Source organism: Streptomyces sp. NPDC107765 (assembly GCF_055657085.1).
This window is the reverse complement of the sequence record NZ_JBVKBL010000003.1, coordinates 623,400-637,919: the sequence shown is the minus strand read 5'-3', so window position 1 is coordinate 637,919 and position 14,520 is coordinate 623,400. Positions and strand designations below refer to the sequence as shown.

General features: G+C 74.7%; 11 protein-coding genes. 2 read left to right on the top strand and 9 right to left on the bottom strand.

Annotated elements, in window-relative coordinates; translation table 11 throughout:
* Positions 1 to 130 precede the first annotated feature (130 nt).
* Positions 131 to 505: a hypothetical protein gene (locus tag ACZ7MX_RS11510; protein ID WP_472131336.1), complete on the top strand. Its 375-nt coding sequence runs from the start codon at positions 131 to 133 to the stop codon at positions 503 to 505.
* A gap of 45 nt (positions 506 to 550) precedes the next feature.
* Here the strand turns inward: ACZ7MX_RS11510 and ACZ7MX_RS11505 are convergent, their stop codons facing one another.
* On the bottom strand, positions 551 to 880 hold the full coding sequence (locus tag ACZ7MX_RS11505; RefSeq protein WP_472131335.1) for a bifunctional 3-phenylpropionate/cinnamic acid dioxygenase ferredoxin subunit: 330 nt from the start codon (positions 878 to 880) through the stop codon (positions 551 to 553).
* 159 nt (positions 881 to 1,039) lie between these two features.
* On the opposite strand from ACZ7MX_RS11505, the gene ACZ7MX_RS11500 reads away from it, so the two are divergent.
* On the top strand, positions 1,040 to 1,846 hold the full coding sequence (locus tag ACZ7MX_RS11500; RefSeq protein ID WP_472131334.1) for an IclR family transcriptional regulator: 807 nt from the start codon (positions 1,040 to 1,042) through the stop codon (positions 1,844 to 1,846).
* Between the two features lie 615 nt (positions 1,847 to 2,461).
* Here ACZ7MX_RS11500 and ACZ7MX_RS11495 read toward each other — a convergent pair.
* The 8 genes from ACZ7MX_RS11495 to ACZ7MX_RS11460 all read right to left on the bottom strand — a co-directional run bounded on the left by ACZ7MX_RS11495 (position 2,462) and on the right by ACZ7MX_RS11460 (position 14,287).
* Entirely contained in the window at positions 2,462 to 7,141 is a 4,680-nt protein-coding gene (locus ACZ7MX_RS11495; protein ID WP_472131333.1) for a hypothetical protein, read from the bottom strand.
* 53 nt (positions 7,142 to 7,194) lie between these two features.
* Positions 7,195 to 8,145, bottom strand: coding sequence for a hypothetical protein (locus ACZ7MX_RS11490; protein WP_472131332.1), 951 nt, complete (start codon positions 8,143 to 8,145; stop codon positions 7,195 to 7,197).
* Positions 8,146 to 8,203: 58 nt separating this feature from the next.
* A complete protein-coding gene (locus ACZ7MX_RS11485) occupies positions 8,204 to 9,742 on the bottom strand; it encodes a hypothetical protein (RefSeq protein ID WP_472131331.1) in 1,539 nt (512 codons plus the stop codon).
* Between the two features lie 216 nt (positions 9,743 to 9,958).
* Positions 9,959 to 11,017, bottom strand: coding sequence for a DUF2891 domain-containing protein (locus ACZ7MX_RS11480; RefSeq protein ID WP_472131330.1), 1,059 nt, complete (start codon positions 11,015 to 11,017; stop codon positions 9,959 to 9,961).
* A complete protein-coding gene (gene pcp, locus ACZ7MX_RS11475) occupies positions 11,014 to 11,658 on the bottom strand; it encodes a pyroglutamyl-peptidase I (protein WP_472131329.1) in 645 nt (214 codons plus the stop codon). Before pcp ends, ACZ7MX_RS11480 begins: the two co-directional genes overlap by 4 nt.
* A gap of 85 nt (positions 11,659 to 11,743) precedes the next feature.
* Entirely contained in the window at positions 11,744 to 12,712 is a 969-nt protein-coding gene (locus ACZ7MX_RS11470; protein WP_472131328.1) for a DUF979 domain-containing protein, read from the bottom strand.
* Positions 12,709 to 13,419 (bottom strand): DUF969 domain-containing protein, encoded by a 711-nt coding sequence (locus ACZ7MX_RS11465; RefSeq protein ID WP_472131327.1) that lies wholly within the window; start codon positions 13,417 to 13,419, stop codon positions 12,709 to 12,711. The genes ACZ7MX_RS11470 and ACZ7MX_RS11465 overlap by 4 nt, the downstream gene beginning before the upstream one ends.
* A gap of 124 nt (positions 13,420 to 13,543) precedes the next feature.
* Positions 13,544 to 14,287: a GntR family transcriptional regulator gene (locus ACZ7MX_RS11460; protein WP_472131326.1), complete on the bottom strand. Its 744-nt coding sequence runs from the start codon at positions 14,285 to 14,287 to the stop codon at positions 13,544 to 13,546.
* Positions 14,288 to 14,520: the final 233 nt, after the last annotated feature.

Genomic DNA, 14,520 nt, shown 5'->3' with positions numbered 1-14,520 from the left:
AACCCCGCGGTGCTTCCGTGCGTGCACCATGAGGGGTGGACGGGTCCGGCGGCGGGGAATCTTCCGGTGGAACCCGGGCACTCGGCAAGGAGCGGACGCGTGGGGTGGATGCGGGGAGTGTGACGCGGTCATGGACACCGGCAGGGAGCCGTTGTGGCAGGAGGAGCCGGCGGTCCGGCCCCGGATGGCGGACCCGGTGCGGACCGCCGCGGTACGCGCCGTGATCATCGTGGCGATCACCCTGATCGGCGCCATGGTGGCGTTCCTGTGCACGCTGGCGGGGTCCTGGCTGGCGTTCCCGGCGGTGCTCGGCACGGTCGCCGGCACGGTGGTCGCCACCTGGGCGGTGCTGGACGTGTGGGTGACCCGGCAGGTCTGGGTGCAGCGGCACGGGGTGCAGTCGCAGCCGAGCAGTACGGCCCGGGAGCTGCGGCGCGAGCGGCGGCGGGCGCGCCGCCGGCAGCGGCGGGAGCGGCCGGCGCCGGCGGACCGCGCAGCCGCCTGAGCGGCCGCTGCGGCCCGGTCGGCACGCGGGGCCGTCACACCACCGTCATGCCACCGCCTCTTCCCTGACCGCGGGCCGGACGTGGACCGTCCCGTCGATGACGCCGACCTCGTGGGTGCGTACCGGGCGGCGGGCCGGCAGGCAGGTCGGGGCGCCGGTGCGCAGGTCGAACAGCGCGGCGTGCAGCGGGCATTCGACGAAGCAGCCCTCGGCCCAGCCCTCGGAGAGCGAGGCGTCCTGGTGGCTGCAGGTGTCGTCGACGGCGTAGAGGCCGTCCTCGGTGTGGAAGACCGCGATGGCCGGGGTGGTCCCGTCGATCTCGATCCGTACGGACTCGCCCACGGGCAGGTCCTCGATGCGGCAGACGGGAATCATCTGGCCCCCCTCGCGCTGATCGGTATCATGTGTTCTGAATAACGCATCGCAGAGCGCGATGCGCAACAGAATCCAAGGCGTGGAGCGGGCCGTCAAGGGCTTCTCGGAAGATGCCCTCGCACGACCCCTCGGGGGCCACCGGGTGGTGAACGAAGACCCATGTCGAATACGAGCGGGACCTCGGACGACCGGTCCGAGGAGCGGCGCGGCGGGGCGGGTTCCGTCCAGTCCGTGGACCGTGCGGTGAGCGTGCTGGAGATCCTCGCCAGGCTCGGCGAGGCCGGGGTGACCGAGATCTCCGCGGAGCTGGGCGTCCACAAGTCGACCGCCTTCCGGATCCTCGGGGTGCTGGAGGGCCGCGGACTGGTGGAGCAGGAGAAGGAACGCGGCAAGTACTACCTCGGGTCCGGCGTGCTGCGGCTGGCCGGCGCCGCGGCGATCCGGCTGGACATCTCCCAGGAGGGCCAGCCGGTGTGCCGGGCACTGGCCGACGACACCGGGGAGACCGCCAACATCGCGGTCCTCGACGGCGATGCCGCGGTCAACATCATGCAGGCCAGGGGCGCGGCCGCGGTCACCGCGTACAACTGGCTGGGCCGGCGCACCCCGTTGCACGCCACCGCGAGCGGCAAGGTACTGCTGGCGCATCTGCCGCGGGAGCGCCGGGAGAGCCTGGTGACCCGCAAGCTGCCGCGCTTCACCGCGCACACGCTCACCACCGCGGCCGCCCTGCGCGCGCAGCTGGCCGCCGTGCTGGAGGACGGATTCGCCTGCACCGGCGAGGAGTTGGAGATCGGCCTGAACGCGGTCGCGGCGCCGGTACGGGCCCACGACGGCGCGGTGATCGGCGCGATCGGCGTCTCCGGCCCGGCGTACCGGATGGAACACCGACTCCTGCCGGAACTGGCCGAACGCTCCGTGAAGGCAGCCGTCGAACTCTCCCGCCGCATGGGCTACACGGGGTGAGTGGGGCTTCCCACGTTTTCGGCTGCGGCGCCGTGCTGGTTGCTCGCCGTTGCGCTTTGCGGCGCCCCGCACGTACCCGTCTTTCCCGCCGCGGGGCGTCTCGCCGTTGCGCCTGCGGCGGGCTGGGTGGGTGTCGGGTGCGGTGACGGACCTCCGGGGCCGGTTGTGTGGACTGCTGACGCTTTACGTCCACACAACCGGCCCCTCCGGCCCGTCCCCTCCCGTTGGGGGAAGGGAATACGGTGCGTGGGGGCGGGCGTTGGGGCATGCAAGGGGGCCTGGGTACCCGTAGGGGATGCTCGAACAGAACCCGTAAGGGTTGCGAGCGCCCCTTGCAGGGCCTCAACGCAACGGTCTGGGGCGGTATTCCGGCGACACACCACACGAGGTGCGGGCTCGACGACGCGCGCCCCCACGCACCCGCACACTCCCCCAACGGGAGGGGACGGGCCGGAGGGGCCTTGTTCGTGGACGTAAAGCGCCAGCAGTCCACGAACAAGGCCCCGGAGGCCCGTCACCGCACCCAACAACAACCCAGCCCGCCGCAGGCGCAACGGAGAACGAGCCCCGCGGCGCCGCAGACAGCTACGTACGGGGGCGCCGCAAAGCGCAACCTCAGCTCGCGGTCGCGTCCTCCCCGGTTGCCGGTTCCTCCGGGCGGCGGTACATCCGGGTTGCCGTGATCTGGCCGTGGACCGCCTCGCCGGACGGGTCGGGCTGGGGCAGGCCCGGTCGCAGATGTTCCTCGACGCTGATGTACTTCAGTCCTGCCCGCAGGTCCGCGTCGTTGCGCAACCGGATGACCAGGGGGAACTCGGCGAGCGCGGTGGTGTCGAACAGGCCGGTGGTGTAGAGGAGCTGGACGCCCAGGGCATCGGCGACCGCCCGCTGGAGCTCCAGCAGGTAGGTGGCGTTGGCGCGGCCGATGGGGTTGTCCAGGAACAGCGTGCCGGCGTGGCGCTGCTTGTCGCGGCCCCGGTCGTTGCTGCGCAGCGCCGCCATCGTGCAGTACAGGGCGATGGCGGCGGTCAGCAGCTGACCGCCGGAGAAGACGTCGCCCATCTGGCCGACCGGCACCCGCTCGGCGCGCAGCACCGCGTCCGGCTTGAGGATCTCCACCGCGACCCCGCGCGGCAGCAGCGCGGCGTGCACCCCGCGCAGCAGCAGGGACATCCCGTCCCGGCGCAGATCGCTGTTCTTCTTCACGGCCGCGCGGGTCGCCTCGTCGATGACCTCGCCCAGCCGCTCGGTGAGGGTGGCCTGGTCGGGGTCCTCGAAGCGGATCCGCAGGAACTCCTGGCCGGACCACTCCCCCAGCCCCTCCGGGAGCCGGGAGAGCCGCTGGGCCGAACGGAGCGTGGTGAGCGAGGACTCGACCAGCCCGCGCAGCCGGTCGACGATGGAGTCGCGGTTGCGCTCCAGCTGCGCCAGCTCGTCGGTGAGCACCCGCAGGCGGGGCGCGAACGCCTCGGCCCACTTGGCGGCGTGGTCCGGCAGGGCCGCGGCGGGAAGTTCGCGGATCTGCTGCCGGGCCGGGGTCCGGACCTGTTCGTAGCGGGTGGAGTTGGCGTGCCGGACGAGGATGTCGGAGGCCTCGCGGACCGCGGATTCCGCGGCGGACAGATCGGCGGCGCAGCCGCGCAGCGAGCGGCGGGACTCGGCGGCGGCCTGCCGGGCGGCGTCGAGGGAACCGGCGTACGGCTCGATCGGCGCCGGTGCCCCCTCCTCGGGGTCGTGGTGGTCCCGCAGCAGATCGCGCAGCAGGGCGGCGGTCTCGTCGAAGCCGCCGGCCGCGTCCTCGGCCGCGCGGTGGGCCCGCAGCAGCTCCTCGTGCCCGGTGCGGGCGGCGGCCAGCGCCTCGGTGGCGGTGGCAAGTTCGCCGGACGCGGTGCGCAGCAGCTCCTTGGCGCGGTCGGCGTCGGCGGGCACCAGCTCGTCGGGGAGTTCGGTGTGCGCCTCGCCGTCCGCCGGTGCGAGCCGCTCGGCCTCGCCGCGGAGCCGGCCGAGCTGCTCGCTGGCGGCCGAGGCGCGGCTCTCCAGCATCTGCACCAGCGATTCGGCGCGGGCCGCGGCGGCCTGCCGGGACGGGCCGTCGGCGGCGTCCGGGCTCTCCAGGAGCGCCTCGGCGCGGGTACGTACCTTGTTGGTGAGGCGGTTCAGCTCGGCCAGCGCGGCGGATTCCTCGCCCTCGGCGCGGGCCTGCTCGGCGCGCAGGTCCGCGCCGACACCGACCTTCTCGTAGAGCTGGGAGGCGGCGCGGTAGGCCTCGCGCAGTGCGGGCAGCGAGGCGCTCGGGGCGTCGGGCGCCTCGCCCAGGTCGTCCGGTACGCCGGCGATCTCGGCGCGCTCGGCGCGCAGCGCACGGGCCGTACGGCGGGCGTCGTCGGCGGCCCGCTGGGCGGCCCGGCGGTCCTCGTCGGCGGCCCGGGCGCGGTCCACGCATTCCTCGGCGCGGGCCTCGAACTCGGCGGCCTCGTCGGCGAGTTCGCGCAGCCGGGACTGCCAGGAGGCGCGCTCGCGCAGCCGGTGGGCGAGCCCGGCCAGCAGATCGGCGGCGCGGCGGGCGCGCTGAGCGGCCTCCTGCCGCTCGTCGCGCACCCGGGTGGCCTCGGCGGACGCCTCGTCGGCCTCGGCCCGGGCGGTACGGGCCTCGGCCAGCTCGGCGGCGGCCTCCGCGGCGGCCGTACGGGTCTCTTCCACGGCGGCGGCGAGCTCGGCGAGCCGGCCGGCCGGGCAGCCGGTGCGCCAGGAGCCGAGCCGGGCGGCCAGCGCGCGGTCGCCGGCGAGCCGGGCGGCCAGCGCCCGGATCTCCTCGTCGCGCTCTATGGCACGGGCCCGCAGCGCCTGGCGCTCCTCGTCGGCGGCGGATTCGTCGTGCATCGCCGGGTTCGGCGGGACGAGGAAGACGGCCGGGTCCCGCTCGTCGTCGGCGGGGGTGGGGGCGAGCAGCGCGGCGGCGGTGCCGACCGCGACGGCGGAGCGGGGCAGCAGCGCGGCCTGGCCGAGCACCTCACGGGCCCGGGCGTGCGAGTCCGGGTCCGTGATGATCACGCCGTCGACGAGCTCGGGGCGGGCGGCCAGCACCCGGGCGTGGTCGGCCGGGTCGACGGCCTGGGCGAGGTAGCGCCAGCCGGGCAGCGCGGGCACGCCGTGTTCGCCGAGGTACTCGACGGTGGTCAGCACGTCCGGCCCGGGTGGCAGCAGGCCGCCGTCGCCGAGGGCGCCGAGGATCCGGGAGTCGTCGGCGGCGGCGGTGCGCAGCTCGAACAGCTGCCGCTCGGCGGCGGCGACGCCGTCCTCCAGCAGTTCCTGGAGCGCGTCGGCGTTGCGGTCCAGTTCCTCGGCGGTCAGCGGGCCGGCACCGGCCGGGCGGCGCGGGGTGTCCGGCTCGGCGCCGCCGGCCGTACGCGGCCCGGGCACGCCGACGGTGCGGCCGTCGGCCGGCGGGAGGCCGAGGAGGTCGGCCAGCCGCGGCTCGGCGCCGATCGACTCGGCGGCCCGGCGCTCGGCGTCGTAGGCGCGCCCGGCGGCCTCGGCGGCGTCCTCGGCGCGGGCCGCGGCGAGTTCGGCGGCGGAGTGCCGGGCGGCCGCCTCGCGGGCCCGGTCGGTGGCCCGGCCCGCCGCCTCCCGGGCCACGTCCCAGGACTCGACGGCGGCCTTCTCGGCGTCCGAGGCGGCGAGCGCGGCGCGGGCCGGGTCGGCGTCCGGGGCCGTGTCGTCCAGCCAGCCGGCCCGGACGGCCTCCTCGGTCTCCTGGGCGACCTCGGCGAGCCGCTGCCGGAGGTGGTCGGCCTCGCTGCGGGCGCGCTGGGCGTGGGTGGCGGCGGTGGTCGCGTCGCGGTGCGCGGACTCGCCGGTCTCCTGGAGGGCGGCGGAGCGCTCCTCCTCCTCGTTGGCGATCCGCTCCCCGGCCTCGGCCGCCGCGTGCAGGGCGCGGACGAGGTCGGTGGCGGCGGTGGCGCGGGCGGCGAGCGCGGGTGCGGCGTCCCGCTCGGCCTCGCGGATGGCGGCGGCGACCCGGGCGGAGCGGTCGGCGGCGGCGCGGTGCCGCAGGGCGATCTCGGCGGCCTGCCAGGCGCTGTGCAGGGTGCGGGCGTCGTTGAGTTCGCGGCGCTGGGCGGCGGCGCCCTTCTCGGCGGCGGCCAGTGCCAGGGAGGCGTGCCGGTAGGCGAGTTCGGCGGAGACCAGGGCGCGGCGCTCGCGGACCCGCTCGGCGTCGGTGACGCGGTGGGCCGCGGTGGCGACCTGTTCGGCCAGTTCGGCGGCGCGGCCGCGCTCCTCGGTACCGCGGGCGTGCAGCCGCTGGGCCAGGGCGCGGGTGCGGCGCTCGGCGCCGGCGTGCACCTCGCGGGCGCGTTCGCGCTGTTCGGCGGCGCCGGCGATGCGGGAGAGGAGGTCGAGGGAGCCGGCGGTGAAGTCGCGTTCGGCGGTGAGCTCGGCGCGCCGGCCGAGTTTGTGGGCGAAGCCGTGGACGAGGTCGGCGAGGCCGTCGGTGTCCCGGGTGTCGGTGACGGCGCGCAGCAGCAGGTCGGTGAAGTCGGAGTCGTTCTTCACCGCGAAGAGACCGGCCGCCTCGCCCTCGTCGGCGTTCATCTCGCGCTGGTAGCGGAAGAGTTCCGGGTCCAGGCCCAGCTCGCCGAGGTGTTCGTTCCAGCGTTCGTGGACCTCCTCCCAGATCACGTCCAGATTGGGGTAGTTCTTCCCGGCCTCGGTGAGGACGTCGCGGAAGCCCTTCATCGTGCGGCGGCGGCCCTGGGCGCCGGAGGAGCCCTCGGCGCCCTCCTGGCGGGGCCGGACGACGGTGGCCTCGGCGACCGGCAGCGAGTCCAGGCTCATGCCGGGGCCGGGCCGGAAGCTGTACCAGGCTTCGGCGAACTTGCGGGGGTCGTTGGAGACCTGCCGGCCGCGCCATTCGCTGACCTTGCCGACGACGACGGACTCGCCGGTGAGGACGTGCTGCCACTCCAGGGCGACGTGGCCGCAGTCGTCGGCGAGCAGGAACTTGCGCAGCACGCCGGAGCTGGCGCCGCCGAGGGTGTTGCGGTGGCCGGGCAGCATCACCGAGAAGATCAGCTTGAGCAGGACGGACTTGCCGCCGCCGTTCTCCAGGAAGAGCACGCCCGCGGGGGCCGGCCGGCGCGGCGGGCCGACCGGCTCGTCCTCGAAGAAGTCCGCCTGGGCCGGGGCCGGTCGGGGTACGGGCGCGCCGACTCCGCGCAGGTCCAGCACGGTGTCGGCGTAGCGCGCACCGGCGGGCCCGATGGAGTAGAGACGGACCCGGGACAGCTCGTACATGGCGGACTTTCGTTGTCGTGGCGGGAGGCGGCGGGGGCGGGTGGGGTGCTCGGTCAGCCGGAGTGGAAGGGCAGTCCGGCGTCCGCGACCAGGTCGAGGGCGTCGGTGTCCTCGCCGGGCAGCAGCGAGGCGCTGCCGTCGGCGACCGGGACGATGCCCAGGTCGAGGAGCTCGGCCATGGCGGCGCTGCCGGCCATGTCGCGGACCTGGAGCTGGTAGCGGGCGGTGGTGCGGTAGGCGCCGCCGGCGTCGTCGCCGGTGCGCTGCAGGAAGCCGGAGTCGACGAGGAAGGTGACGGCCTTGGCGATGATGCCGGTGGTCGAACCGGCCAGCCGCCGGGCGTCCTTGGTGGCGCCGGTGGCGCTGCGCCGCGCGTAGATCCGCCAGGCGGATTCCAGGCCGGGGGCGTCGGTGACCGGGTCGGTGTTCTCGCCCTGCTGCTCGGCGCGCTCCTCCAGGCGGCGGCAGGCCTGCCGGACGAAGGCGTCGACGCCGTTGACGGTGATCCGGCCGATGTAGCCGTCGTCGGCGAGGTCCTCGGGCCGCGGGAAGGCGAGCGCGGCGACCGCGAGGTGGGCCAGGCCGTGCAGGAAGCGGTCGGCGGAGTCGGCGGAGGCCCGGCGGGCGTAGTCGCCCATGCGGACCGCGAAGACGGAGTCCTCGGCGGCGGTGACGGCCATGCCGGCGCGGGTGGAGACCTCCAGGACGACCAGGCCGAGGCCGGTGGCGACGGCGTCGGCGAGCCGGGCGAAGGCGGGGTCGTCGCGGTAGCGGCGCAGGAGTTCGCCGTAGTCGGCATCGCGGGCCGGCAGCAGCTTGGGCTGAAGTCCGAAGGAGACCAGCCGGGCGGCGTCCGCGGCGTCGGCCGGGGTGACGGGGGCCGGGCCGGAGGTCTGCCCGGCCGCGGCCGGTGTGCCGTCGGCGGCGGAAACGCCCCGGTCCGGTTCGCCGGGCGGGGACGCCGGGTCCGGCTGCGGCGTCTCGTCGGCGTCGTACGGGGTCACGGAACAAGCTCCTTGCGGGGGACGGTCGGGGGCGTTGCGGGCGGGGGCGCGGGCGTCATCAGGCGGCCTCCGAGCGGTCGGCGGCCATGCCCGCGGCGTCCAGCAGGGCGGTGCCGACGATGAGGTCGGCGCCGCCGAACTCGGGGTCGGCCAGCTCGGTGCCGTCGTCGACGGCGAACAGCAGCTGCTGTTCGCCCTGGCGGTAGGCGGTGCCGACCGGGGGGCTGGCGGCGTGCACGGCCAGCAGGGCGACGAGGTAGGGGAGTTCGGGGTCGCTGCGGCGGGCCTCGGCGAGCAGGCCGGAGAGCCGGCGGGGGGCGTCCGGCGGGAGGTCGAGCAGGGCCATCGCGGCGTCGAGCTGGGCCTCGCTGAAGCGGCTGTCGTCGGGGGTGGCCACCAGGTCGGGCTCGGGCATCTCGGCGCCGAGGTGCTCGCGCTCGACGGGCGGGGTGAGCAGCACCTCGACGAGGTCGCCGACGCGGACGGCCGCGGGGGTGCGCAGGCCGGTGCCGTGTGCGAAGAAGGCGTCGGTGACGCGGGTGGCCTGCTCGACGGGGAGCGGCAGGACGGGGGCGACGAGCTGGCCGTACAGGTCGAGGCCGGCCCGGGCGACGGGGGTGGCGAACGCCTGCCGGTCCTGTTCGGCGCGGAAGAGCGGGCCGGCCTCCAGCAGCCGGGACTGGAGCTGGGTGTGGCGGCGGATGCAGTCCTTGACGATGTCGACGAGCTCGGCGGCGCGCCGTTTGTGCTCGCCCGTCCTCGGATCGTCGGCCTCGGCCTCGTCGCGGACCTTGCGGATGTTGGTGAGGATGGCGTTCTCGTGGCGGTAGCGGTCCGCGACGTGGTCGAGCGCCTCGTTGATCATGTCGGGGACGGTTTCCAGCCAGTCGACCGCGCGGACGTTGCGCCGGGTGGCGTCCAGGGTGCGGCGGAGCGTCTCGGCGTACTGGACGGTGCGGTAGCGGGCCTGCTCGGCGGCGAGCTGGGCGTCGGCGAGCCGGCCGCGGCTGATCAGCACCTCCAGCTTGACCTCGGCGGCGATCTGGGCGCTGGTGACATCGGTGTCGAGCGCGCCGACCAGGACGTTGACCGCTTCGTCGGTGGCGCGGAGGTAGACGCTGCCGCCGGCGCCGGGGACCTCTTCGATGAGCTTGAAGTCGTAGTCCCGGCGGACGTACGCGCCGTCGGTGGTGAAGGTGCCGTAGACGGCGCGGAAGCCGCGGTCGACGCTGCCGACGTTGATGAGGTTCTCCAGCACCCAGCGGGCCACCCGCTCGTGTTCGGCGGTGGGGCGGCCGGGGGTCTGGGCGGCGACCCGGGGGAGCACCTTGGCCACTATTTCCTCGTGGTCGGCACCGGTGTCGAAGTCCATGTTGAGGGTGACCAGGTCGATGACGGCGAGCGCCACCTCCGCCATGGCGTAGACGCCGTATTCGCCCGCGAGGTTGGCCTTGCGCGCGTCGAGGTCGTGCAGCGGCGCGGTGCAGGCCAGGGCACGCAGCCGGCGGGCCAGGCCTTCGTCGGCGGCCGGGCCCGGCGCGGGGCGGTTGACCCCGTTGAGCTGGGGCGCAGCGGGCCCCTGGGCGGGAAAAGTCACGTCGCACAGAGTAGGCGCTCGCACTGACAACGGACGAAACGGCGCGGATCCGCTCACGGGTGGAACGGCCGCCGGATCCCTTGACGGACCGCGGGCGGGCGGCGCTTCGGCCGGTCGGCCAGTTTACGGCGTGGGCGGCCGCGGCCGGTAGGCAGGTCCCTTTGCCGGTCGGGTCCCTTTGCGGTCAGGTTCCGTTGCGGTCAGGTTCCGTGGCGGTCACGCCCCGGAGGGTCCGTCGCCGGCCGGCGGTCCGTCCAGGGCGAGCACGGCGAAGGTGGCGAGCCAGTGGTCGGCGGTGAAGTCCCCGGTGACGGTGTGCGGGAGGCCGGCGACCAGGTGGTCGCGGGCCGCGGCGGCGAGAACCGGGCGGCGCGCGTCTCCGCCGGGCAGCGCGGCGGCGATCCGGCGCAGTGCGGCCGCCCGGCTCAGCGAGAGGCCGACGAGGTGGCCGATCTGGGGGTCGGCGGGGTCGGAGACGGTGGGCGGGCCGAGCAGGGCGGCCGGGGCGCGCCGGTCGAGGCCGGGCAGGAAGCGGCCCAGCCAGGCGGCGAATTCCGGGCCCGGCAGGACCCGTGCCATCGCCTCGGCCTCGCTCAGCGCCGGGGAGAGGAAGTCCTGCCCGGAGGGTTCCCAGTGGGCGGGCGCGGTGTGGTCGTCGGTGAACCAGCGGCGCAGGGTACGGGCGACCGGCCCGGCCAGTTGGGGGCGGCCGGCCGCGGCGGCGCTGTCCAGGACCAGGCCGAGGGCGAAGGCGCTGTTGGCGTGGGTGCCGTGGCGGACGGGGTAGGTGGCGCGCGGCAGCCAGGCGCGCAGCAGGTCGTCGACGGTTTCGGCCGCGGTCGCCAGCGCGGCGGCCCAGCGTTCCCCCTCGGTGCCGCCGAGCGCCCGGCATTCGGCGGTGAGCGCCAGCAGCCAGGCCCAGCCGTAGGGCCGCTCGAAGGACGGGTGGGCGCGCAGGTAGGCGGCTTCCCCGGCGAGGTGGGCGGGGGTGAGGTGGGCGTCGAGGACGTCGGTCACCGCCTCGCGGGGGATGCGCTCAGGGCAGCGGCGCAGCAGCCGGACCAGCAGCCAGTGCATGTGGACCGCGGAGTGCCAGTCGTACGAGCCGTGGAAGGCCGGGTGGTGGGTGCGGGGCGGCACCAGGTCCTCGGGCCCGGCGAGCAGGTGCATCGGGGCGTACGGGTAGGCGCGGGTCACGTTGGCGCGGGCCAGGGCGGCGAACCGCTCGGCGTGGGCGGCGAGTTCGGTGGCGTGGGCGCCGGTGGCGGTGCTCAATGGGTGGCTCCGCCGGCGATGCGGAGGTCGGTGCGGGTGCGGGCCGTGGTGGCGGCGATCTCCCGCAGCGCCCGGGCGACCGCGTCGACCGGGAGGGAGGGCTGGGCGCGGTCGGTGACCTGCTCGGGGGCGTAGGGGACGTGCACGAATCCGCCGCGCACGCCGGTGAGTTCGGTGGCGATGAGGTGGGCGAGGCCGTAGAAGACGTGGTTGCAGACGAAGGTGCCGGCCGTGTTGGAGACCGAGGCGGGCAGGCCGGCGGCGTGTAGGGCGGCCACGCAGGCCTTGATGGGGAGGGTGGAGAAGTAGGCGGCGGGGCCGCCGGGCACGACCGGTTCGTCGACGGGTTCGGCGCCCGTGGCGTCGGGGATGCGGGCGTCGTCGACGTTGAGGGCGACGCGTTCGACGGTGATGTCGGGGCGGCCGCCGGCCTGGCCGACGCAGATGACGATCTCGGGGCGGGCCTCGTCGATCGCGGCGCGCAGCACGGCCACCGACGCCCCGTAGACGCAGGGCAGTTCGACGGCGGAGGCCTCGATGCCGGGCGGCGGTTCGGCCGCGGCGGCGCGTACCGCCTGCCAGGAGGGGTTGACGGCTTCTCCGTCGAAGGGGGCGAATCCGGTCAGCAGTACCCGGGTCATACGGTCGTCCTCGGTGCGGGTGGTCGGAGGGGGAGGGCGCGGGCACGGCGGTGGGGGCGCCGTGCCGCGGTGGGGGCCGGCCGGTTCAGAAGGCGAACAGGGCCATGATCACGATGTTGCAGCCGAGCAGGACGCCGGCGGTGGGCAGTTGGGCCTTGATGGGCCCGTACTGGTCCTTCAGTTCCAGCAGGGCCGCCGGGACGATGTTGAAGTTGGCGGCCATGGGCGTCACGAGGGTGCCGCAGAATCCGGCGAGCATGCCGATGGCCAGGACGGCGGCGGGGTTGCCGTGGAAGTGCCCGATGAGGACGGGCCAGCCGACGGCCGCGGTCATCACGGGGAAGGCGGCGAAGGCGTTGCCCATGATGATGGTGAAGGCGAACATGCCCACGCAGTAGAGGGCGATGGCGAGGTACAGGGAGTCCTTGGGCAGGACGGAGGTGGTGAGTTTGCCGACCTGGTCGCCGACGCCGGAGACCTGGAAGATGGCGCCCAGTGTGGCCAGCATCTGCGGCAGCAGCATCGCCCAGCCCATCGCCTCCAGCATGGAGCGGCCGGCCTGGACGGGCACCGCGATCCGCTTCTCGCGGAGCATGACCATGCCGACGACGAGGGCGGCGACGGCGCCGATGCCCAGGCCCAGGATGGTTTCGCTGCCCTCCTGGAGGACCGGTTCCCCGCCGATGGTCAGTTGCTTGACGCCGATGGCGCAGGCCATGGCGACGGCCGGGATGGTGAGCGCGGGGACGAACAGCTTGTTGCCGAGCCGGGCCGCGCTCGCCGTGCGCTCCTCGGGGGTGGTGGTGCGCGGGGTGCCGCGGCCGGTGAAGCCGAAGCCGGCCAGGCAGGCCATGACGAGGACGGCGACGCCGAGCGGCTCGGCGGGTGCCTGCTTGGTGACGACCCAGCTGCTGTAGACGAAGCCGGCGCCGATCAGGCCCCAGAAGGCGCCGGTGCCGTACCGCTTGGGGTTGCTGCGGTCGGTGAGCATCTGGGCGGCCATCACCAGGAAGCTGAGGCCGACCAGCCAGTAGAACCACTCCGCCTTGATCACTGGACTGCCTCCACTGCGGGGCCGGACGGGACGGGGGCGGTGCGGAGTTCGCGCTCCAGTTGGCGGTCCAGGCGCAGCAGTCGCCAGCCGTGGACCAGGAAGGCGCACACGGCGGTGGGGATGGCCCACAGTGCGAGGTGCAGCGGTTCGAGGTGGGTGCCGTAGGTGGTGTTGACGAATCCGGTGATCAGCAGGATCGAGCCGACGGCGAGGAAGACGTCCTCGCCGAAGAAGAGGCCGACGTTGTCCGCGCTGGCGGCGAACGCCCGGACCTTCTCCCGGGTCCGTTCGGGCAGCCCGCCGTACTTGCGCTCGGCGGCGCCCTCGGCCATCGGGACGGCGAGCGGGCGGACGGTCTGGGCGTGCCCGAAGACGTTGGTCAGTCCGACGGCGGCGCCGATCTGGCGCAGGCCCAGGTAGAGGGCGAGGAACCGGCCGGTGGTGAGCTTGCCGAAGCGGGCGATGAGGGTGCGGGCGCGTTCCTGGAGGCCGTAGCGCTCCAGGAGGCCGATGACCGGGAGGGTGATGGCGAAGATGGTCACCGCCCGGCTGCCGGCGAAGCCCTCGCCGAAGGCGGTGAGGACCTTGTCGGGGGACAGTCCGCCCAGGAGGCCGGTGGCGATGCCGGCCACCGCGACGACCAGGAGCGGATTGCGTTTCGTGGCGAAGCCGATCACGACCACGAGCACGCCGAGGAGCACGATCATGGATCCGCCTTCCGCGTACGGGACCGCAGGGGTCCGGGAGAGGGGTGAAGAGATTGCAGCGGAGGCTAGGCGATTGTTCAACGATCCGACAAGGGGTCTGCGCGGGTGAACCTCGGACCGTGTGTCAGTCCCGGGCGATGTGCCGGGCGTACGCGCCCGACAACTGGCTGCGCGAGTCCTCCAGGTAGGACAGCAGCAGCCGTTCGGCCTCGGCCGCGTCGCCGGCCTGCAGGGCTTCCACGATCTGCCGGTTGCGGGTCAGATAGGGCGCGTGGAACCGCCGGGGATCGGCCATGACGTGGAAGACCAGCCGCAGTTCGGCCAGTACGCCGCGCATCAGCTCGTCGGTGCGCGGGCTGCCGGCCAGCGCCACGATGCCCTGGTGGAAGCGGATGTTGGCGGTCGACAGGTCCTGCCACTCCCGGTCGCGGGAGGCCGCCTCACCGGCCTGCACGGCCGCCTCGACGGTGGCGATGGCCGCGGTCGTCCGGTCGTCGTAGGGCCCGTCCCCCAGGCTGCGGACCGCCGCGCACTCGACGAGCGTGCGCACCCGGTAGATGTCGTCCAGGTCCTCGACCGTCACCACCCGCACGAACACCCCGCGGTTGAGCTCATGCACCAGCAGCCGCTCGTGCGTCAGCAGCCGGAAGGCCTCGCGCAGGGTGTTGCGGGAGACGCCCAGCGCGCCGCCGATGCTCTCCTCCGACAGCCGGGCGCCGGGCGGGAAGTAGCCCTCGGTGATCCGGTCGCGCAGGATGTCGGCGACCCGCTCCGCCGTACTGGCGCGGCCCAGCAGGGCCCGGTCCCGCTCCAGTCCCGCGACCTCGGCGAGCCGCCGCTGATCGTTCTTCGCCACTTGGCCGGCCATCTGGCTCCCCGCTCTCGTGCCGTGCCCGGTGGCCGTCCGGCCGTCCGGGTGTGAGGTGGACGGAAGTCAATCCCAGATCCGGGGACAGGACAACGGAACCTCGTCCGGAGCCCGCACACCCCTTGTCGGATCGTTCAACAATCCTCTACGTTGTCCCCCAACGCCGGTCGGCTCGGGTGCCCTCGGGGGAGAGTCACTACGGATACGGGCCGGCCGGTTCGCCCTGCCGCCCC

What these genes read in the sequence shown, in the direction of transcription:
- ACZ7MX_RS11510 (WP_472131336.1), top strand. Translation starts at nt 131, where the DNA reads ATGGACACCGGCAGGGAGCCGTTGTGGCAGGAGGAGCCGGCGGTCCGG.
- ACZ7MX_RS11505 (WP_472131335.1), bottom strand. Translation starts at nt 880, where the DNA reads ATGATTCCCGTCTGCCGCATCGAGGACCTGCCCGTGGGCGAGTCCGTA.
- ACZ7MX_RS11500 (WP_472131334.1), top strand. Translation starts at nt 1,040, where the DNA reads ATGTCGAATACGAGCGGGACCTCGGACGACCGGTCCGAGGAGCGGCGC.
- ACZ7MX_RS11495 (WP_472131333.1), bottom strand. Translation starts at nt 7,141, where the DNA reads ATGTACGAGCTGTCCCGGGTCCGTCTCTACTCCATCGGGCCCGCCGGT.
- pcp (WP_472131329.1), bottom strand. Translation starts at nt 11,658, where the DNA reads ATGACCCGGGTACTGCTGACCGGATTCGCCCCCTTCGACGGAGAAGCC.
- ACZ7MX_RS11465 (WP_472131327.1), bottom strand. Translation starts at nt 13,419, where the DNA reads ATGATCGTGCTCCTCGGCGTGCTCGTGGTCGTGATCGGCTTCGCCACG.
- ACZ7MX_RS11460 (WP_472131326.1), bottom strand. Translation starts at nt 14,287, where the DNA reads ATGGCCGGCCAAGTGGCGAAGAACGATCAGCGGCGGCTCGCCGAGGTC.